The sequence below is a fragment of the Amycolatopsis sp. NPDC005232 genome (assembly GCF_040607795.1).
Lineage (GTDB): Bacteria > Actinomycetota > Actinomycetes > Mycobacteriales > Pseudonocardiaceae > Amycolatopsis.
This window is the reverse complement of sequence record NZ_JBEXHL010000040.1, coordinates 1-17,934: the sequence shown is the minus strand read 5'-3', so window position 1 is coordinate 17,934 and position 17,934 is coordinate 1. Positions and strand designations below refer to the sequence as shown.

21 protein-coding genes are annotated in these 17,934 nt (G+C 70.3%); 10 read left to right on the top strand and 11 right to left on the bottom strand.

All coding sequences use genetic code 11. The annotated features are described in order from the left end of the window. Window positions 1-16: 16 nt before the first annotated feature. Window positions 17-985 carry a metallophosphoesterase gene (locus ABZU76_RS43770; protein WP_354881942.1) on the bottom strand — a complete coding sequence of 323 codons (969 nt, stop codon included), beginning with the start codon at window positions 983-985 and terminating at the stop codon, window positions 17-19. A gap of 183 nt (window positions 986-1,168) precedes the next feature. Here ABZU76_RS43770 and ABZU76_RS43765 point away from each other — a divergent pair, with 183 nt between their 5' ends. Continuing rightward, a complete protein-coding gene (locus ABZU76_RS43765) occupies window positions 1,169-3,400 on the top strand; it encodes a protein kinase (protein WP_354881939.1) in 2,232 nt (743 codons plus the stop codon). A 12-nt stretch (window positions 3,401-3,412) separates the two neighbouring features. Here the strand turns inward: ABZU76_RS43765 and ABZU76_RS43760 are convergent, their stop codons facing one another. From ABZU76_RS43760 to ABZU76_RS43745, 4 genes are all read right to left on the bottom strand, one after another. Continuing rightward, window positions 3,413-3,688, bottom strand: coding sequence for a hypothetical protein (locus tag ABZU76_RS43760; protein WP_354881936.1), 276 nt, complete (start codon window positions 3,686-3,688; stop codon window positions 3,413-3,415). Between the two features lies 1 nt (window position 3,689). After that, window positions 3,690-3,956, bottom strand: a complete 267-nt coding sequence (locus ABZU76_RS43755) for a hypothetical protein (RefSeq protein ID WP_354881933.1) — start codon at window positions 3,954-3,956, stop codon at window positions 3,690-3,692. 70 nt (window positions 3,957-4,026) lie between these two features. After that, window positions 4,027-4,503, bottom strand: coding sequence for a hypothetical protein (locus tag ABZU76_RS43750; RefSeq protein WP_354881931.1), 477 nt, complete (start codon window positions 4,501-4,503; stop codon window positions 4,027-4,029). 122 nt (window positions 4,504-4,625) lie between these two features. Then, the gene (locus ABZU76_RS43745) at window positions 4,626-6,770 is read right to left on the bottom strand and encodes a transglycosylase domain-containing protein (RefSeq protein ID WP_354881928.1); all 2,145 of its coding nucleotides are present in this window, start codon (window positions 6,768-6,770) and stop codon (window positions 4,626-4,628) included. Window positions 6,771-7,114: 344 nt separating this feature from the next. On the opposite strand from ABZU76_RS43745, the gene ABZU76_RS43740 reads away from it, so the two are divergent. Then, window positions 7,115-7,411, top strand: a complete 297-nt coding sequence (locus ABZU76_RS43740; RefSeq protein WP_220244885.1) for a WhiB family transcriptional regulator — start codon at window positions 7,115-7,117, stop codon at window positions 7,409-7,411. 42 nt (window positions 7,412-7,453) lie between these two features. Here the strand turns inward: ABZU76_RS43740 and ABZU76_RS43735 are convergent, their stop codons facing one another. From ABZU76_RS43735 to ABZU76_RS43725, 3 genes are read right to left on the bottom strand one after another with little or no spacing between them, the layout of a single operon-like run. Continuing rightward, entirely contained in the window at window positions 7,454-8,578 is a 1,125-nt protein-coding gene (locus ABZU76_RS43735; protein WP_354881925.1) for an ArsA family ATPase, read from the bottom strand. Further along, window positions 8,578-9,582 carry an ArsA-related P-loop ATPase gene (locus tag ABZU76_RS43730; protein WP_354881922.1) on the bottom strand — a complete coding sequence of 335 codons (1,005 nt, stop codon included), beginning with the start codon at window positions 9,580-9,582 and terminating at the stop codon, window positions 8,578-8,580. Before ABZU76_RS43730 ends, ABZU76_RS43735 begins: the two co-directional genes overlap by 1 nt. 22 nt (window positions 9,583-9,604) lie before the next feature. Next, a complete protein-coding gene (locus tag ABZU76_RS43725) occupies window positions 9,605-9,853 on the bottom strand; it encodes a hypothetical protein (RefSeq protein ID WP_220244882.1) in 249 nt (82 codons plus the stop codon). A 250-nt stretch (window positions 9,854-10,103) separates the two neighbouring features. Here ABZU76_RS43725 and ABZU76_RS43720 point away from each other — a divergent pair, with 250 nt between their 5' ends. The 7 genes from ABZU76_RS43720 (at window position 10,104) to ABZU76_RS43690 (ending at window position 14,512) form a co-directional block, all read left to right on the top strand. Beyond that, window positions 10,104-10,265: a DUF4177 domain-containing protein gene (locus ABZU76_RS43720; protein WP_006238837.1), complete on the top strand. Its 162-nt coding sequence runs from the start codon at window positions 10,104-10,106 to the stop codon at window positions 10,263-10,265. Window positions 10,266-10,276: 11 nt separating this feature from the next. Beyond that, window positions 10,277-10,732, top strand: a complete 456-nt coding sequence (locus ABZU76_RS43715) for a RidA family protein (RefSeq protein ID WP_220244881.1) — start codon at window positions 10,277-10,279, stop codon at window positions 10,730-10,732. Continuing rightward, window positions 10,732-11,361 (top strand): hypothetical protein, encoded by a 630-nt coding sequence (locus tag ABZU76_RS43710; protein ID WP_220244880.1) that lies wholly within the window; start codon window positions 10,732-10,734, stop codon window positions 11,359-11,361. Before ABZU76_RS43715 ends, ABZU76_RS43710 begins: the two co-directional genes overlap by 1 nt. 37 nt (window positions 11,362-11,398) lie before the next feature. Further along, window positions 11,399-12,544: a hypothetical protein gene (locus ABZU76_RS43705; RefSeq protein WP_354881917.1), complete on the top strand. Its 1,146-nt coding sequence runs from the start codon at window positions 11,399-11,401 to the stop codon at window positions 12,542-12,544. 115 nt (window positions 12,545-12,659) lie between these two features. Continuing rightward, window positions 12,660-13,484, top strand: coding sequence for an NUDIX hydrolase (locus ABZU76_RS43700; RefSeq protein ID WP_354881915.1), 825 nt, complete (start codon window positions 12,660-12,662; stop codon window positions 13,482-13,484). 3 nt (window positions 13,485-13,487) lie between these two features. Further along, window positions 13,488-14,261: an MBL fold metallo-hydrolase gene (locus tag ABZU76_RS43695; protein WP_354881912.1), complete on the top strand. Its 774-nt coding sequence runs from the start codon at window positions 13,488-13,490 to the stop codon at window positions 14,259-14,261. Next, window positions 14,258-14,512: a glutaredoxin domain-containing protein gene (locus tag ABZU76_RS43690; protein WP_220244876.1), complete on the top strand. Its 255-nt coding sequence runs from the start codon at window positions 14,258-14,260 to the stop codon at window positions 14,510-14,512. Before ABZU76_RS43695 ends, ABZU76_RS43690 begins: the two co-directional genes overlap by 4 nt. A gap of 60 nt (window positions 14,513-14,572) precedes the next feature. Here ABZU76_RS43690 and ABZU76_RS43685 read toward each other — a convergent pair whose 3' ends face one another. Together ABZU76_RS43685 and ABZU76_RS43680 are read right to left on the bottom strand one after the other, a co-directional pair. Continuing rightward, the gene (locus tag ABZU76_RS43685; RefSeq protein ID WP_354881907.1) at window positions 14,573-15,775 is read right to left on the bottom strand and encodes a carboxylesterase family protein; all 1,203 of its coding nucleotides are present in this window, start codon (window positions 15,773-15,775) and stop codon (window positions 14,573-14,575) included. A 5-nt stretch (window positions 15,776-15,780) separates the two neighbouring features. After that, complete coding sequence (locus ABZU76_RS43680; protein ID WP_354881904.1) at window positions 15,781-16,632, bottom strand: VOC family protein; 852 nt, start codon at window positions 16,630-16,632, stop codon at window positions 15,781-15,783. Between the two features lie 101 nt (window positions 16,633-16,733). On the opposite strand from ABZU76_RS43680, the gene ABZU76_RS43675 reads away from it, so the two are divergent. Further along, window positions 16,734-17,714 (top strand): AsnC family transcriptional regulator, encoded by a 981-nt coding sequence (locus tag ABZU76_RS43675; RefSeq protein ID WP_354881902.1) that lies wholly within the window; start codon window positions 16,734-16,736, stop codon window positions 17,712-17,714. Here ABZU76_RS43675 and ABZU76_RS43670 read toward each other — a convergent pair. Continuing rightward, window positions 17,711-17,934, bottom strand: a 224-nt coding sequence (locus ABZU76_RS43670) for a hypothetical protein (RefSeq protein WP_354881899.1), incomplete at its 5' end; no start/stop codon positions are given. The genes ABZU76_RS43675 and ABZU76_RS43670 overlap by 4 nt on opposite strands.

Here is a 17,934-nt window from a genome sequence, read left to right as displayed (position 1 = left end):
CGGGTCGTGGGGAAGTTTAGCCGACGGTCTTGGCGGGTTTCCTCGGGGTTGCCTTACGACTTTCGAGGGCCCCGCTTCCGCGCGGGACCAGCGTCAACAGGCTGGCCTCCGGCGGGCAGGCGAAGCGCGCCGGAGCGTACGGCGACGTGCCCAAGCCGGCCGAGACGTGCAGCCACATGTGCGCCCCCCAGCGGGAGGCGCCGCGGGCGCGGGTGCGGTCGAGCTCGCAGTTGGTCACGAGGGCGCCGTAGCCGGGCAAGCGCAGCTGGCCGCCGTGAGTGTGGCCGGCGAGGACGAGGTCGTAACCGTCCGTGGCGAACGGGTCGAGCACACGTGGCTCGGGCGAGTGCGTGACACCGAGGCGGACGACGGCGCCCGCGTCGGCCGGGCCGGCGATCTCGCGGTAACGGTCGCGGTGCAGGTGCGGGTCGTCGAGACCGGCGGCGAACACGGCCTGGCCCGCGACGTCGATCGTGTGGCGCGAGTGGGTGAGGTCGGTCCAGCCGTGCTCGACGAACGCCGCGCGCAGGTCGCGCCACGGGAGCTTCGTGCCGTGGATGCGCTTCTTCTTGCCCTTCGGCATGAGGTAGCGGGCGGGGTTCTTCGGCTTGGGCGCGTAGTAGTCGTTGCTGCCGAAGACGAACACGCCGGGCCGGTCGAGCAGCGGGCCGAGCGCGCGCAGCACCGACGGCACGGCCGTGCGGTGCGAGAGGTTGTCGCCGGTGTTCACGACGAGGTCGGGTTCGAGCCGGTCCAGCGAGGCCACCCAGCGTTGTTTCGCGCGGTGTCCGGGGAGCATGTGCAGGTCGGAGACGTGCAGGATCGTGAACGGCTTCGAACCGGGCGCCAGCACGGGCACCTCGGCCGTGCGGAGGGTGAACCGCCGTCGTTCGACGCCCACGGCGTAACCGAGTGTCGCGGTCCCGAGCGCGAGGGTCCCCACAGCGAGCTTCCTGGCGGTGCTGGTGTTACTGAGCGTGCTCACAAGGCGAGGATACGTGGTCGGCGTGTTCCTGGGCTTGCGGGCAGCGATGATCACTGAGCGTGCGTTTGGTATCCGATCGCGTGCTCAACAGTTGGGTGACACCGCCCGGTTCCGGGGAACGGGCTGGTTAGCATCTGCGTCGGCCCGAGTACGGGTGACAAGCCGGGGGGCTTGGGGAGAACGATGGAACAGTTCGGGCCGTACCGGATCGAGTCCTTGCTGGGCCGCGGCGGGATGGGCGAGGTGCACCGCGCCTACGACACCGCGCACGACCGCATTGTCGCGCTGAAGCGCCTTTCCGATGCGTACGTGGCCGACGAGGCGTTTCGCGCGCGCTTCCGCCGCGAGTCGCAGGTGGTGGCGCGGCTGCGCGAGCCGCACGTCATCCCGATCCACGCGTACGGCGAGATCGACGGGCGGCTCTACCTCGACATGCGCCTGGTCGAGGGGCAGGACCTGAAGGACCTGATCGCGGCGGGACCGCTGACGGCCGCGCGGGCGGCCGGCCTGATGACGCAGGTCGCGAGTGCCTTGGACGCCGCCCACGCCGACGGCCTCGTCCACCGCGACGTGAAGCCGTCGAACATCCTCGTCACCGACGGTGACTTTGTTTACCTGGTGGACTTCGGCATCGCGCGCTCGATGTCGGGCACCGTGACGTCGATCACGGGCACGGGGAACGTGATCGGCACTTTGGACTACATGGCGCCGGAGCGGTTTGGCGACAAGCCGCTTGACGGATCTGTCGATGTATATGCGCTGGCTTGCGTGTTCTACGAGTGCCTGACGGGGCATCGGCCGTTTCCCGTTGATGGCGCCGTGGCTCAGATGGGGGCTCATCTGACCGCGCCGCCACCCCTCCTGTCCGCCGCGCGGCGGGACCTGCCGCGCGCTCTCGACGACGTGGTGTCACGGGGAATGGCGAAGGACCCGGCCGATCGGTACCCGACGGCGGGCGCTTTCGCGGCGGCGGTGAACGCGGCGCTGACTGGTACGTCCGGCCCCACGGCGACGAGCGCCGAGACGAGTGCGCCGGTGTGGCAGCAGGGGAGTCTCGAGGCGGCGGGTTCGGGTGGGTCGCCGGTCGGTGGCGCGCCGGGGTCGGAGTCAGGGGCTGGTGGGGCGCAGCCTGGCGGCGCGGGGTTGTCGCCTGGTGGTGTGCTGGAGGGCTCTGATGCCAGTGCGGGCGGGGCGCAGCCGGGTGGTTCGGCGGGCTCGGGTGCGTCTCAGTCTGGTGGTCCCCCGGTGGGGTGGGGAGTTGGTGGTGCGCCGGATGGTTCGGCTGCCGGACCGAGCGCGCAGACACCACCTCCTGGCTTCGCCGCCGCACCGAGCACACCGCCTGCCGGGCCGAACGGCACCCGGCCTGGCGGCGCGGCACCGCCCTCAGGCTTCGCAGCGGGCGCAAGCGCACCCCCGGGGCAGAGCGGACCACCGTTCGTCGGTCAGGCGCCTCCGGGCCTCCCTGCAACTGGGCCGAACACGTCCGGCACCCGCGTGGGGTCGCCGACGGGTGTGAGCGGTCCGTTCACGCCAGGGGCCGGGTTCCCGAACGGTCCTGTCACGGCCGGCGGGCCACCGGCGTCGACGTCGCTGAACACGCCGATTCCGCCGGCCGCCGGGGGCCAGACGTGGCCAGGCCGCCCGCCGACGCGGCCCGGCCGGCTGCCGGTGCCGCCGCCGAAGTCGAAGCGCGCGGCGGTCGTCACGGGAGTCGTGGCGGTCGTGGTGGTGATCGCGGTCGTCGCGACGGTGCTGATCATCCGCGGCCAGGGTCAGAACACCGCGGGCGGCGGGGGCACTCCGACACCGAACCCGGCGCCGGCTTCGACGTCCAGGTCGAGCAGCCCGCCGCCGTCGACCGGGAGCGGCTCGAAGTCGTCGCAACCGCCGGAATCGCCGCAATCAGCGGGGTCGAGCGCTCCGCAGCAGCCGAGCGGGAATGTGCCGGTGCCGGAGACGTACCAGGGGATCGGCTGCATGGCCGCTCAACCCGTCCAGGGTGCCACCGCCGCGATGTACTGCACGAAGTCGAACGCTGGGACCTTCCGGTCCGGCAACGTCACCCTCCTCGAGCCGACCCAGGCGCACTTCAACCAATTCCCCGATGAAGCCTCGCTGGCCGCCTTCTTCGAAGGCATGGTCCAGGCCCACAACCTCATCCGCGACGACGACCACGGCGGCTGCGACGCTGTGGATCACCCCGGCATCTGGGGCAGCTACTACCGCCCCGACGCCAACGCCCCGCACCCCGGCGACTTCATCACCTGCTACGACGACACGTTCGTTTACACCGACGCACGCACCCACACCCTCGGCGTCCTCGTGTTCGACGGCGTGTCGACGCCGAAGGAGCGCGACCAGATGTACCTGTGGTGGAACCAGGTCATCCTCGGAAAGCTGACGAAGTTCTGATCGGCGCGGGGTTCATTTCTGGCATGTCGTTCCCGGTGACCGCCCGAGCGCGATGAGGAACAGCCGCACGACAGCGATCAGCGACCCGGGTCCGAGCGTGCCGAGCCACAGCAGCGTCGGCCAGTCGCCGGCCGGCCAGCCGTCGAGGCGGAAGAAAGCCACCAAGCCCACCGAAGCGAGCGGGATCGCCGTCAGCACCCAGACGTCGACGGGCCGGCGCCAAGGCAGCACCGAAAGAAACAACGTCGCGGCGAACAAGATGAGCAGAAACGCGAACGCGATGCCCACCTTATTCTCCCGCCAGCCGTTCGGGGTGGCGGCTGCCTTGCCGCCACCACTCCACCGCCAGCCGCCCGACCGCGATCACCACGTCCGGTCCGAGGCACAACACCCACAACGCCAACGGCTCCCGCAGCACCGCCACGAGCCGAGCCCCACCGACACGACCACGTGCGCGGTCCGCAGCCCCACCTGCCACCGCGCCGACCGAACGCCAACACGCGACGACCATCGAGGACGCGACCAAGAACGCCACCACGCCGAGAAGCAACTCCACGGCCACCCCTTCCCCCGGAGACCTCCAGTATCCGGGCAAAGGGGACGGTCGGTCCATGAGTTAGTGCAGCTCATTCGGTGAGCTTGACCTCGCGGCTGACCGGAATGATGTCGCTCGGGTCAGGCAAGCCAGGGGGGCAGGCCAGGTCTGTCATCTCCGTTGAGCTGGGCCGGCTCACGTCGCCGGTGTAAGAAACGCAGAGCCGCACCGCGTACTGGATGTACTCTCCGTTGACTCCACCTCCCACAAACGAGAGAAGCGCGAATCTGGCGGTGAACCGACCAGCAGCGGGAATGTCCTTTCCGAGCAGCACGGTGGCGCCGCCGATGTTCCATCCCTCCAGGATTTTGGTGACAGCCCGGTCAATCGACTCCGGTGTTGGCGGAGTTGTGCTCCGCAATTCGCCAAGCACTTGCGAAGCCTTGTCCCGAACGGTCTTCGTGGCAATCGGCTCCAGCTTCTCAGCGGAGCTGGTACAAGCAGTGCCGCACAGCACCAACACCATCAGGCCGCAGAGGCCGGCCGACATCCTTCGCGAGCCCGTCACTCCGGAATTGTATTCCCGCGATCATCGTGAGCCAGCGCGATGACGGCCGAATTACCGGGAACCGGAAACAATGTTGCCCGTGTCCGGCCGTAGCACGGTCGGACACGGGCAACACCCTCGCATCAACGACCCGTGTACTTCGGATCTTCCGGTGGCAACTGCGCGATCGGCTGGTCGGCCATGATGTTCTTCATCGCGCCGAACCACGTCTGGGCGGGAGTCTTGCCGCCGAACATGTTGCCGGTGCCGCAGGTGGTGACGGTGCCGACGGAGCGGAAGCAGAGGCCGCCGGTGCCGCCTTCGGGGCGGAAGACCATGGCGGCGCCGGCCATCTGCGGGGTGCCGGCGATGAAGGTCGCGGAGCCGTTGTTCTGGGTGGTGCCCGTCTTGCCGAGGATCGGGCGGTTCCAGCCCACGGCCGCGGCCGCCGCGGCCGAGGTGCCGCCCGGCTGGTCGTCCTTGCTCATGCCGACGACCATCGTGTTCGCGAGGCCCTCGGGGACGGCCTGCGAGCAAGCCTCTTCCTTGTACGGCACCGTTTTCCCGTTGCGGTCCGTGATGCCGGACAGCGGGGTGGGCGGGCACCAGACTCCGCCGCTCAGCAGTGTGGCCGCGACGTTCGCCATTTCCAGCCCGCTGGTCGGGCTGAAGCCGAGCGTGAACGCGCCGACGCCGGGGTTATTGCCCTTGGGGCCGTAGGCCTTCGCCTGGGATTCGGCCTTGCTGGGGTCGTTCGGGTCGACCGTGCCGCCGCCGGTGTTGCTCGCCATGGTGTTCTTCATGCCGAGCCGGTTCGCCATGTCGATGCCCGGCGCGGTGCTGCCGAGCTTGTCTTCGAGTGCCACGAACGCGGTGTTCGGCGAAGTCGCCAACGCGCCCTGCAAGGTGTTCGAAGCGCCGTAGTGGCCGGCGTTACCGACGCAGTACCAACGCGTGTTCGGTGCACCCGTGGGTGCACACTGCGGCTGGCTGCCGGTGAAGACGTGGGACGTATAGCCGTCACCGACCGGGATATTGCTGTAGATCCCGGCAATCCCGCGGTCCAGCACAGCGGCCGTTGTGAAGATCTTGTAGCTCGACCCCGCTCCACCGGTGTTGTACACACCGGACGGCAGTGCAAACGTGGTCTGTCCCTGATCCGCGTCGATCCCGTAATCCCGGTTCGCCGCCAGCGCCACCACTTCATGGCGCGTTTTCCCGGGACGCACCAACGAAAGCGTGTTCGCCACGTTTTTCTGCGTCTTCTTGACCTGCGTCTCCGCCGAGACCTTCGCCTCGTGGTTGGCCTTTTCGTCCAGCGTGGTCTTGATCGTGTAGCCGCCGGTGTACAGGTCGTCCTTGTCGAAGCCGGCCTTCAGCAAGTAATCCTCGACGTACTGGCAGAAGAACCCGTTCTCCGGGCCGGCGCCGGTGCAGTTCGACGCGGGCTTGGCGGGGGCGTCGGGGACCACGCCCAGCGGCGAGGCCTTGAAGCGCTCCGCGTCGTCCTTCGCGAGCTTCCTGTTGTCCACCATGCGGTCGAGCACGAGGTTGCGGCGAACGGTGGCCTTGTCCGGGTGCTTCCACGGGTCGTCGTTGATCGGGTTGTTCACGAGGCCCGCGAGCAGCGCCGCCTGGGGCACCGTCAGTTTCTCGGGCGTGGTGTTGAAGTACGCGTGCGCGGCGGCGCCGATGCCGAAGATCTGGCGCGAGAACTCGACGATGTTCAGGTACCCGGCCAGGATCTGCTGCTTCGACAGCTTCGTCTCGAGCTGAATGGCGATCCGCGCTTCCTTGAGCTTGCGCGCGAGCGTCTGCTCCTGCGCCTTCTCCTGGCCGACCTTGTCGCCTCGATAGACCACGTTGATCAAGTAGTTCTTCACGTACTGCTGAGTGAGCGTCGAGGCACCCTGCGTGTCGCCGCCGGTGCTGTTGGACACGGCCGCGCGCAGCGTGCCCTGCCAGTCGACGCCGTGGTGCTCGTAGAAGCGCTTGTCCTCCACCGACACCAGGGCCCACTGCATGGCCTCGTTGATCTCGTCGGCCGCCACCGGGATGCGGTACTGGTCGTACAGCGTCGCGATGGGCTTGCCGCCCGAGTCGGTGATCGTCGTCACCAGGGGCGGCGGGATGTCGGCGAGGTCGGACGATGTCTTCTCCACCGTCTCGCTCGCCTGGTTCGACGCCACGCCGGCCGCGCCCACCACGGGGAACAGGATTCCGGCGACCAGCACCCCCGCGAGCAGACAGAGGCCGATGAGCTTGAAGAGACCGTCCGTTTTGCGCACGAAGGCCAGGGTACTGAAGGCCTGTGGTGCTCCCGTTACCTCACACCCGCCAGGGGGCGACAGTCGTGACAAAACGGACCCCATGAGGTGACTTCCGGTAACGGAATGCATGCTAGGTCTTGGCGGGGGGAACCGAGGGCCCCTACAGTCCGTCAACGTCTCACGAAAGATTTTTTGCCGACCGACGGCCCAGTGCGAGTGGGAGCTCCTCTGGACCGAACGGCGGCAGCGGCACCGGGGAGGTGCCGTCACCGACGTGAGAGCAGAGGGAGACACGCTCGCGGGGGTGGGAGCGGGAGCTTCACCTTCGCTGGTGTCGAACACCAGGGTAGGGAGCTGGGGGTATGGAGACCAACCAGTCGAGCTGGCGCATGAGCGCGTCATGCCGGGATGCAGATCCCGACGGGCTCTTCGTGCGCGGCGCCGAGCAGAACCGGGCGAAAGCCGTGTGCATGGGGTGCCCGGTTCGCACGGAATGCCTCGCCGAGGCGCTCGACGGCCGGATCAGTTTCGGTGTCTGGGGTGGCATGACCGAACGTGAGCGCCGCGCATTGCTGCGCCGGCGTTCCGACGTCACCAGCTGGGCCGAGCTGCTGGAAGCCGCAAAGCGTGACGCGGTGGAAAGCGCGCAGGTCAGCTGACCGGCTCGTGAGTGGCTGAGCCGAGCTCAGTCACTCACGGGCTCAGTCACTCACGAGCTTGGTCCCGATGTCGCGCAGACCTTCGAGGTCGTGCACGTCACCGGCCAACGCCGGCACTCGCACCAGCGGCACTTCAGGATGTGCTTTCGTGAACCGCGCCAGCAGCCGGTTCTCCCGCTCGGCCAGCGCCACGCGGTCGGCGTGCAGCCGCAGCACGGCCTCGGCCAGCGGCGCGCTCGTGCCGCCCTTCTGCAACGACTCCGCGGCCGCGATCGCCTCCGATGCCGAAAGCGACGCGAGCACCGGGTGCGTCCGGTTCGCGACGAGACCCGCGAGCGGCATCGACTCACCCGCGAGCCGCTCGACGAAAAACGATGCCTCGCGCAGAGCGTCGGGCTCCGGCGCGGCGATCACGAGGAACGACGTGCCGCTGGAGCGCAGCAGCTCCGCCGTCTTGCGCGCGCGTTCGCGGAACCCGCCGAACATGCTGTCGAAGGCCTGCATGAACGCCGACGCGTCGGCCAGCAGCTGCCCGCCGATGATCGTGGACACGGCCTTGGCGAACATCGAGAACCCCGCGCTGACCACCTTGCGCAGCCCCCAGCCGCCCGCCTTCGCGGGGCCGGTCAGCAGCCGGATCATGCGGCCGTCGAGCGCGCTGGACAGGCGCGTCGGCGCGTCCAGGAAGTCGAGCGCCGAGCGGCTCGGCGGCGTGTCGACGATGATCAGGTCCCAGTCGTCGGTGGCGGCGAGCTGGCCCAGCTTCTCCATCGCCATGTACTCCTGCGTGCCGGAGAACGACGTGGAAATGGTCTGGTAGAAGGGATTCTGCAGCAGCTGCTCGGCGCGCTCGGGGCCGGCGTGCACGCGCACCATGTCGTCGAACGTGCGGCGCATGTCGAGCATCATCGCCCACAGCTCGCCCTTGGGCTCGAACCCTTCCACCCGCACCTGACGCGGGTGGTTGCCCAGCTCGCGCAGGCCCAGCGCCTGTGCCAGCCGGCGCGCCGGGTCGATGGTCAGGACCACCGTCTGCCGGCCGCGCTCGGCCGCGCGCAACGCGAGCGCCGCCGCGGTGGTCGTCTTGCCGACGCCGCCGGAGCCGCAGCACACGATCACGCGGCTCTCCGGGTCGTCGAGCAGGGCGTCGACGTCGATCAGCGTCATCAGCGCACCCCCTGGTCCAGCAGCGCTTCCGCGAGGTCGTAGAGCGACGCCACGTCCACGCCGTCGGTGACCTCCGGCAGCTCCAGCGTCGGCAGGTCCGCCTCGGCGAGCTGCTCACGCGCCCGCTGCTCGGCGGCCACGCGCACGGCGTGCTCCACGGTCTCCTCCACCAGCGCGTCGAGCGTCTCGTCCGGCAGCTTCAGCCCGGCCGACGCGAGGCCCGCGCGCACGCGGCCGGCGTCGACACGACCGTCTGCGGCCGCCGTGACGGAACGCGCGGGCAGGCGCGGCGGGCGCACGCGGTTGACCAGTACCGCGCCGGGGCGCAGGTCGGCGCCGTCGAGCTCCGCCACGGCCTCCACCGTCTCGCGCACCGGCATCTCCTCCAGCAGCGTGGTGAGGTGGATGGCGGTCTCGCCCGAGTGCAGCAGCCGCACGACGCCGTCGGCCTGGCCGCGGATCGGGCCGGTCTTGGCAAGGTCGGTCAGGGCCTTGGTGACGTCGAGGAACTTGACCACGCGGCCGGTGGGCGGCGAGTCGACCACCACGGCGTCGTAGGTGTGGCGGCCGTCGGACTCCGTGCGGCCCACGCACTCCTTGATCTTCCCAGTGAGCAGGACGTCACGAAGACCCGGCGCGAGCGTGGTCGCGAACTCGATCGCGCCCATCCGCCGCAGCGTCCGGCCGGCGAAGCCCAGGTTGTAGAACATCTCGAAGTACTCGAGCAGCGCGGCCTCGACGTCGATGTGCAGCGCGCGCAGCTCGCCCCCGCCGGGGACGGACGCGATGCGCTGCTCCGCGTACGGCAGCGGCTCCGTGTCGAAGAGCTGGGCGATGCCCTGGCGGCCCTCGACCTCGATCAGCAGCACCCGGCGGCCCTCGCGCGCGAGGGCCAGACCCAGCGCCGCGGCGAGGGTGGTCTTGCCGGTGCCGCCCTTGCCGGTGACGAAGTGCAGCCGGGCCCGGGTGAGCTCGTCGGGCCAGCCGGCGGAGGGTGTGGTCACACCGTCAACACTAAACCGGCGCTCAGCTGGCGAGCACCATGACGCCGACCGCAGCCGCGACCGCCGCGACGAGGATCCAGGTGAGCGCGCCGGGCAGCACAGTGAGCGTGAGCACGGCCACCACCACCAGCGCCGTGAACGTGATCGCGCCGCCGACCGCGACCCGGGCCGAGCTGTTCACGTGGTCGCGCACCTTGGCCATCACCACGAGCACGAGCGGCAGCCCGGCCGCGGCGAGCAAGGCGGTCGCGACGATCCGCCACGTCTCCACACCAGCAACGGTAACCGGCTGTGAAGGACGCCTTCACGGACGCAAATTCCTTCAAGGCACCCTTCGCGGAACTAGCCGGCCAAAACCAGCTGACCTTTGCCGACGAAAGCGCGAGATCGCGCCGGTTTCTTCCTGGCCGATGTGGTCGGCCCCTCGGGCCGGCCGCATCGGTCGGGAAGGAGCCGGCTCAAAGGCGATCTCGCACGCCCCGGCGGAGCCGGGGCCAAAAATCCAGCTACGCTCCCGGGTCATGAGCGCCACCAAATGGGAGTACGCGACCGTCCCCCTGCTGATCCACGCGACGAAGCAGATTCTCGACCAGTGGGGCGAGGACGGCTGGGAACTGGTCACCGTGCTGCCGAACCCGAGCGGCGAGCAGCACGTCGCGTACCTCAAGCGCCCGAAGAACTGAGGGGACCCGCCGTGACCTGGACTTCCCGGCTCGCCGAGCTCGGCATCGAACTGCCCGGCGTCGCCGCGCCGCTGGCCGCCTACGTGCCGGCCGTGCAGAGCGGCTCCCACGTCTACACCTCCGGCCAGCTGCCCTTCGTCGACGGCACGCTCGCGGCGACCGGCAAGGTCGGCGCGGAGGTCAGCCCCGAAGAGGCCAAGGGCCATGCCCGCACCTCCGTGCTCAACGCGCTGGCCGCGGTGCACGCGTTGGTGGGCATCGACTCGGTGACGCGGATCGTCAAGGTGGTCGGCTTCGTCGCGTCCGCGGAGGGCTTCACCGGCCAGCCCGCGGTGATCAACGGCGCGTCCGAGCTGCTCGGCGAGATCTTCGGCGACGCGGGCAAGCACGCCCGCTCGGCCGTCGGCGTCGCGGAGCTGCCCATCGGGGCCCCGGTGGAGGTCGAATTGATCGTGGAGGTGAAGTGATGGACCCCGACATCGAACAGTCCCTGCACGAGCTGCTGATCCGGCTCGCGGGCCGCACGCCCGACCAGCTCCTGTGGCGGTTCCGCGACTGGCTGGGCGAAGGCGCGATGGGCACGCTCGCGCGCACGCTGCCCAGGTCTTTGCTTAAGCACAGGATCGATTTGGACCAAACCGAGTACCGCCTGCTCGTCGCGGGTCTGATCCCGCACGGCGCCGACTGGCACCAGGTGAGTTCCACCCTGGGGGTAGACGACGTCACCGAGACCAGGTACACATTCACACCGAGTGCGCCCGAATGGGTGAACTCAGTCGACTCTGTGTCCGTCTTGCTCCACGCAACGTTGCGAGGACGCGCGGATGTGGGGGAAGTGCGGCAAAGCTGGCGACACCTCGGTGTGGTCGGTGAGGGTGGGGCCAAGCGAGTCCTGCTGGTGACGGCGACGTCCGGGCTGCCGAGGCTCACCGGCGAACTGCAGCGCGTGCTGCGGGTGCTGGGGGACGAGGAACCGAGCGTCGAGGTCATCCCACCGCGCTTCGACCTTCCCGGGTACCACCGGGCCGCGCTCGCCAATTCCGAGCTGGTCTGTGTCGGCGCCGCGGGTTCCGGTAATCGACTCGTCGCCGCATAACGCTCGAGCCGCCAGGCGAGCTGGGAGGAGCAGAGCAATGGTGGAGGTTCACGAAGGCCCGCCCATGGACGGGTTCTCGGTGCCCCTGCGCCTGCACAACTTGTTGCTGGCCCTGGCGGGCCGCATCGACGACAGCGCGCTCACCGAGGCGCGCGAGCTGATCGCTCGCGCGCACATCGACGAAGCCGTGGAACTGACGACCGGCACGCTCATCGCGGGCCGCATCTCCGTCAGCTCGGCCGAGCAGCGCGAGCTGGCGCTGGTGCTCGAGATGAGCCGGTCGGACGCGACGCTCGCCAACGACCTGCTGGTCGACGAGGCCGAGCAGGTCCACAGCCACCGCTTCACCGGCGACAACCAGCCGGAGTTCGGGCTGGCCGAGGCGCTCGACCGCACCCTGCAGGTGCTGCCGGACGTCCGCTCGGTGCACGCGGTGTGGCGCAACACCCCGGCGGGTTCCGTGCCGGGTGCGCTGCCGCAGCGCGTGGTGCTGGTGGAGCTGGGCCCGGAGGGCAACCCGCCCGCGGTCGCGTTCCGCGTCGACACGGCCCTGCGCCGCGCCGGCATCCGGTCGGTCGTCGAGGTCAGCGGCCCGGGTGTCGCGCGGTCCGCGTACCACCAGTCGGCCGCGTCCGTCGCCACGCCGGTGTGGGTCACAGGAAGCACGCACACGACGACCTCGGACTACCGGCCCGAGCCGGTAGTGACCCCGCCACCGGCTCCGACTCCGGTACCCACCCCGGTGCCGACGCCCGTGGTGGAGCCGGTGGTGATGGAGGCCCCGAGCCGGCACAGCATCCGGCAGACGCCCGAGGCGGTCGCCCCCGTGGTGCCGATCGTGCAGAACGCGCCCACCCCGCAGGTGGACAACTCGCGCAAGTCGCGGTCGGAGACGCGCGCCGAGCGCACCGCCGACCTGACGCCGGCCGAGGTCGCCCAGCTGCGTCAGGCGCTGGCCGAGGACCCTGAGAAGGGCCGCGAGATCGCCGCGGGCAAGCCGAGCATGCACGAGGTCGTGGAGCTGCCGGCGCTGGACCTGGACGACCCGAGCCTGTCGGAGCGCGACCGCGCGCTGCTGCGGGAGCTGCACGAGGAGCTGGCCGAGCGCGAACGCGCCGAGGCGGCCCGGTTGCGGCTCAACGGTGCGTCCCGTTCGGGTGGCGACCGCTGGTCGTCGTCCTGAGGTTCTGACGTTCTGATCGCAGCCCCGGGCCCCGCGTGGGTCCGGGGCTGCGGTGCGTCGGTGACATGTCACAAATTGTGGGCGTGAGGTCACTGGTGCGAGGTATGTTGCCTCGGTGGATCGGCCGCGTGAGTTCCTTTTCGACATCCCCGTAGGGGCCGGAGTCAGCACGAGGGCGAACGCCGACGGCCCACCCGTGAAGCCCAAGGACGCCGCCACGGTGATCCTCACCCGCGACGGCGAGGACGGTCTCGAAGTCTTCCTGCAACACCGCGTGAAGGGCATGCCCTTCGCCGGCGGCATGACCGTGTTTCCCGGCGGCGGGGTGGATCCGCGCGACGCCGACGCGTCCGTGGCGTGGGCCGGACTGCCGCCGAGCTGGTGGGCCGCGCAGTTCACGTGCGACGAGAGCCTCGCCCGCGCGCTCGTCTGCGCGGCCGTGCGCGAGACGTTCGAGGAATCCGGCGTGCTGCTGGCGGGCACGGAAGACGCGGTGGTCGCCGATGTCGCGCCCTACGCCGAAGCTCGGAAAGCCTTGGAGAGCCGGGAAATCTCGCTCGCCGCGTTCCTCGCCGACGCCGGGCTGACGCTGCGAGCGGACCTGCTGCGGCCGTTCGCCCACTGGGTCACGCCGCCGCAGGAACCGCGCCGCTACGACACCCGCTTCTTCTCGGCGAAGCTGCCCGAAGGCCAGCGCGCGGACGGCGCGACCTCCGAGGCGCACGCCACGGGCTGGCAGCGCCCGTCGGCCGCGATCGGCGACGCCCGCGAAGGCCGCCGCATGCTGATGCCCCCGACGTGGCTCACGCTCGTCGAGATCGACGAGTTCGCCACGGCCGAAGCCCTGCTGGCCGCTCCGCGCGAGATCTTGCGGACCATGCCGACGCTCATCAAGGAAGGCGACCGCTTCCGTGTCGTCCTCGACCCGACGGAGGTCTGACCGGTGACTGCTCCCGCGTACGGCGTGCTTCGCCGCGTCTCCGAGACCGCGCAGGTGCTGCTGGAGAACAACCCGTCGACGATGACGCTCGAGGGCACGAACAGCTGGTTCCTGCGTGGTCCGGACGCGTCGGACGGCGTGGTCGTCGACCCCGGGTACCACGACCTGGACCACCTGGAGAAGCTCGCGGCCATCGGCGCCGTCGAGCTCGTGGTGCTGACCCACCACCACGCCGACCACGCCGAGGGCGCGCCGTGGTTCGCCGAGCGCGTGGGCGCTCCGATCCGGGCGTTCGACGCTTCGCTGTGCGTCGGCGCTTCGGCCTTGGCCGACGGTGAGGTGTTCACCGCGGGCGGGCTCGAGTTCCGCGTGCTGCACACGCCCGGGCACACCGACGACTCCGTCTCCCTGCACGTCGCCGGCCAGATCCTCACCGGCGACACGATCCTCGGGCGCGGCACGACCGTGCTCAAGGACCTCGGCGACTACCTGCGGTCGTTGCGCACGCTCATCGAGCTGCCCGACGGCACGCCCGGCCTGCCCGGCCACGGCCCGGAGCTGGCGGATCTGCCCGCGACCGCGCGCGAATACCTGGCCCACCGGGAACAGCGGCTGGACCAGGTGCGTTCCGCCTTGAAGGTGCTCGGGGCCGACGCGTCGCCGCGACAGGTGGTCGAGGTGGTCTACGCGGACGTCGACCGGGCGCTGTGGGCGCCTGCCGAAATGAGCGTGCGGGCGCAGTTGGACTACCTACGTGCTTCGGAGGACGGGCGATGAGTGACGTCGAGGTCGAGTTCTACTGGCGGCCGGGCTGCGGCTTCTGCGCGGCGCTGCGGCGGCCGCTGATGGCGAGCGGCCTGAACGTCAAGGAGATCAACATCTGGGAGGAGCCGGGTGCGGCCGAGCGCGTGCGCGAGGTGGCGAACGGCAACGAGACCGTGCCGACGGTGATCGTCGGGTCGACCGCGATGGTGAACCCGTCGTTCGCCGAGGTCGAAGCGGCGGTGAAGGCTGCTTCGGCGGCCTGACGGCTTGGGGAAGGGCCGCTCACCGGGCTGGTGAGCGGCCCTTGTCGCGCTCGGAACTGATCAGAACGCGGTGAGCAGCGGGGTGTCGACGACCGGGCGTTCGCCGTGGAGGAACTGGGCCCACACACGGCGGAGGTCGTTGATCTCGGGCAGGCCCTCGGGAGCACCCGCGAGGCAGGCGGCTTCCGGCGCGGCGTCGTGCGTGCCGAAGAGGAACGGGACGTCGAGGCAGTGGCAGGCGCCGTACGGGTTGCCGGGGGCGGACCAGTCGAAGCGCATGAGGGTCGCGTCTTCGCCGAGTTGCTTGGTCAGCCGTGGGAGATCGCCGCTGAAGAGGGCGGCCGTCTGCTGGTCGACTTGCGCTTGGGGCGCGGCGGGATCGTAGGCGCGGACTTCGTCGCGGGTCCAGCTGACGAGAGCGCGGCCGGGTTTCGCGGCGGCGATCAGGTCTTCGGCCACGAGGTCGTGGTCCGCGACGAGCTGGAACGGCGGCGCGATCCCGGTCTTGACCTGGGCCGCGAGGGTCTTGAGGCCGTCGAGCAGCTGGGTGGTGGGCATCTTGATGAGCTCCTCCGCGGTGCTCGCGCCGAGGGCGTGGAGGTATTTCTCCGCCCAGCCCGCGGCTTCGTCCGGGGTCTGCGGCGGCAGCCCGACGGGCGCGCTCTGCAGCCCGATCTGGTGCACCAGGCCCTGCGCGCGAGCCGCGGACCAAAGGGTGAGCGTCGACTGCGCGCCCGCCGACTGGCCGGCGAGCGTGACGCGTGACGGGTCGCCGCCGAAAGCCGCGGCGTTGTCGCGCACCCACTCCAGCGCGGCGAGCTGGTCGGCGATGCCGAGGTTGGGCGGCGCGACGCCGTCGAGCGGCAGGAAGCCGAGCACGCCGAGGCGGTAGTTGAGGGAGACCACGACGACGTCGGCCTCGTTCGCGAGGCGCGTGCCGTCGTACCAGCCCTGGCCGCCTGAGCCGGTGAGGAACGCGCCGCCGTGGATCCACACCAGGACCGGGCGCGAGCCGGTGGTCGAGGGCGTGAAGACGTTGAGCGACAGGCAATCCTCCGACTGTGCCAGCGTCATCGGCCCGACGACGGGCTCGAGCCGCGACGGCAGCTGGATCGCCGCCGGGCCGGGTTCCAGCGCGTCGCGCACGCCTGTCCACGCGGGGGCTTCGGCCGGCGGCTGGAAGCGTTCCTGACGGGCGTAGGGGATGCCGCGGAACGCGCCGCCGGCGCCGCGGACCTTGCCGCTGGCCGTCTCGATGATCATCACGTTCACCTTTCCACGAAACCGAGGGCCGCACCGCCCGCGTGGGCGGCGGGGACGAAGAAGCCGCCGTCGCGAAGATCGACGGTGGGGAGGCCGGCGTCAGCGGCAAGTTTCCTTGCGGGAGTGAGGGTTTCGACGGCGACGGTCTGCGCCGCGAAGTACGGCAGGCGGGGTGCCTGCTCGCCCGGGAGGACGTCGTCGAGCCGGGTCGCGGGGACGAGGTCGAGCCGTCCCGTGCTCAGGGCGAACGAGTTGTTGGTGGGCTTCTGGTCGAGGATTTGTTCGTAGCGCCGGGCGTAGGCGGTCAGGTCGGCGTCGGCGACGACGAGCTGGACGCTGTCGAGGCCTTTCGCCGTGTTGGCATGGCTGAGGAACTGCGGCTGGAACACGTACTCCGGCGTGAGGTGCTCGGCCGTGTGCAGGATGCCTTCCGGCGTGCGGTCGCGGAGCAGGTGGACGCTGCGGAACCGCGCGGTGCGGGGTCCTTCCGGGGTGTCGACGTCTCGTTGCAGGGAAAGCACGCCGGACTTCGACAGGCCGGCTTCGCGCAGGCGGCGCTCGGCGGCCTCGGTGTCGGGGACGCCGAAGGACACGCCGTGCAGGCCGTCGCCGCGCGCGACGATCGGCAGCACGTGCCACGGGTCGCCCGCCTTCGCGTCGACGATGCCGATCAGCTCGACGAACGAGTCGCCGAAGTAGGCGCAGCGGTTGGCCGTGCAGCTGAGCGTCGGTTCGCTGCCGCTGGTGCCCGCGGCGAAGTGGCGCGACGGCGGGCTGAGAGTGAAGCCGAGCTGCTCGTAGAGCTGCCAGACGCGCTCGTAGCGCTGGGCCAGGAAGACGGTGTGGTCGAGGTTCATTCGTGGCTCCTTCCGGTGACCCCGACTCTCGTCCGTGCTGGTGGTTCAGGCTGCTCATTCGATCCAGATGCTTGGAATCCGACAGGGAATAGGCTGATCCGGTGGATTCACCTCAGCTCGACGACCTCGACCGCCGGCTGACGCACGCGTTCCAGCTCGACGGGCGCGTGCCGTTCAGCCGCCTGGCCGAGGTGCTGGGCGTGTCGGACCAGACCGTGGCGCGCCGCTACCACCGGCTGCGCTCGACGGGAGTGGTGCGGGTCGTGGGTGTGCCGGAGGTGACGAAGCTCGGGCGCGTGCAGTGGCTGCTTCGCGTGCGCTGCATGCCCGACGCGGCCGGCGTGATCGCCACGGCGCTGGCGCGGCGCGACGACACGTCGTGGGTCAGCCTGACATCCGGCGGCACGGAGATCGCCTGCTACACCTCGGCGCCCCGGCAGGAAGCCGACGAGGGCCTGTTGCTCGGGCAGCTGCCGCGCACGCCGCGTGTGGTGTCCGTGACGGCGCATCGATTGCTGCGTCGGTTCGCCGGTGGTCCGGCGGGCTGGCCGGGCCGGGCGAGTGCGTTGGACGCCGCTCAGGTCGCCGCGCTGACTCCCGGCTGGGACGGCCGTGCCACTGGAAGCACCGTGTCGCCGCGCCTGGAACCCGGTGACGACGCCCTCTTCGCCGCCCTGGCTCACGACGGCCGCGCTTCGCTGGCCACCCTCGCCGCCGCGTCGGGACGCTCCGAAACGACCGTCCGCCGCCGCCTCGAGCACCTGCGCGCCACGGGTGCCCTCTACTTCGACGTCGAGGTCGACGCCGCCCTGCTCGGCGCGTCCCTGTCGGCCCTGCTGTGGCTCGGCGTCACCCCGTCCCGCCTCGACGCCGTCGCCCGCGAGGTGGCGACCTACCCGGAAGTCGCGCTCGTCGCCGCCACCACCGGTCCGACCAACCTGACCCTCAGCATCGGCTGCCGCGACGACGACGCCCTCTACGACTTTCTCGCCACGCGCCTTGGCGCCCTTCCCGGAGTCCACCAGGTCGAGACGGCGCCGATGATCCGGACGATCAAACGCTCCGGCAGCTGGACCGGCTAGTGAGTTCGCTCAGCCAGAGATGGCGCCGATCGAACCGCCGGGCCAGTGACTCCACTCCGCTCGACCACGCCGCGAGATCGCGCCGGCTTCTGGACTGAGCGGTTTTCGCGCGGCCCCTGGGCTGCGACGCCGAAGTTGATGAACGACGTCGACGTGGTCACGTCCAGCGCCAGCGCGATCAGCCCGACGATGCCCGTCAGCCCGATCGCGAACGCCGGCG

Bases quoted from the DNA above. Each gene is read 5' to 3' on its own strand.
- ABZU76_RS43765 (WP_354881939.1), top strand. From the start codon at position 1,169: ATGGAACAGTTCGGGCCGTACCGGATCGAGTCCTTGCTGGGCCGCGGC.
- ABZU76_RS43740 (WP_220244885.1), top strand. From the start codon at position 7,115: ATGGAGACCAACCAGTCGAGCTGGCGCATGAGCGCGTCATGCCGGGAT.
- ABZU76_RS43735 (WP_354881925.1), bottom strand. From the start codon at position 8,578: ATGACGCTGATCGACGTCGACGCCCTGCTCGACGACCCGGAGAGCCGC.
- ABZU76_RS43720 (WP_006238837.1), top strand. From the start codon at position 10,104: ATGAGCGCCACCAAATGGGAGTACGCGACCGTCCCCCTGCTGATCCAC.
- ABZU76_RS43710 (WP_220244880.1), top strand. From the start codon at position 10,732: ATGGACCCCGACATCGAACAGTCCCTGCACGAGCTGCTGATCCGGCTC.
- ABZU76_RS43705 (WP_354881917.1), top strand. From the start codon at position 11,399: ATGGTGGAGGTTCACGAAGGCCCGCCCATGGACGGGTTCTCGGTGCCC.
- ABZU76_RS43690 (WP_220244876.1), top strand. From the start codon at position 14,258: ATGAGTGACGTCGAGGTCGAGTTCTACTGGCGGCCGGGCTGCGGCTTC.
- ABZU76_RS43685 (WP_354881907.1), bottom strand. From the start codon at position 15,775: ATGATCATCGAGACGGCCAGCGGCAAGGTCCGCGGCGCCGGCGGCGCG.
- ABZU76_RS43680 (WP_354881904.1), bottom strand. From the start codon at position 16,632: ATGAACCTCGACCACACCGTCTTCCTGGCCCAGCGCTACGAGCGCGTC.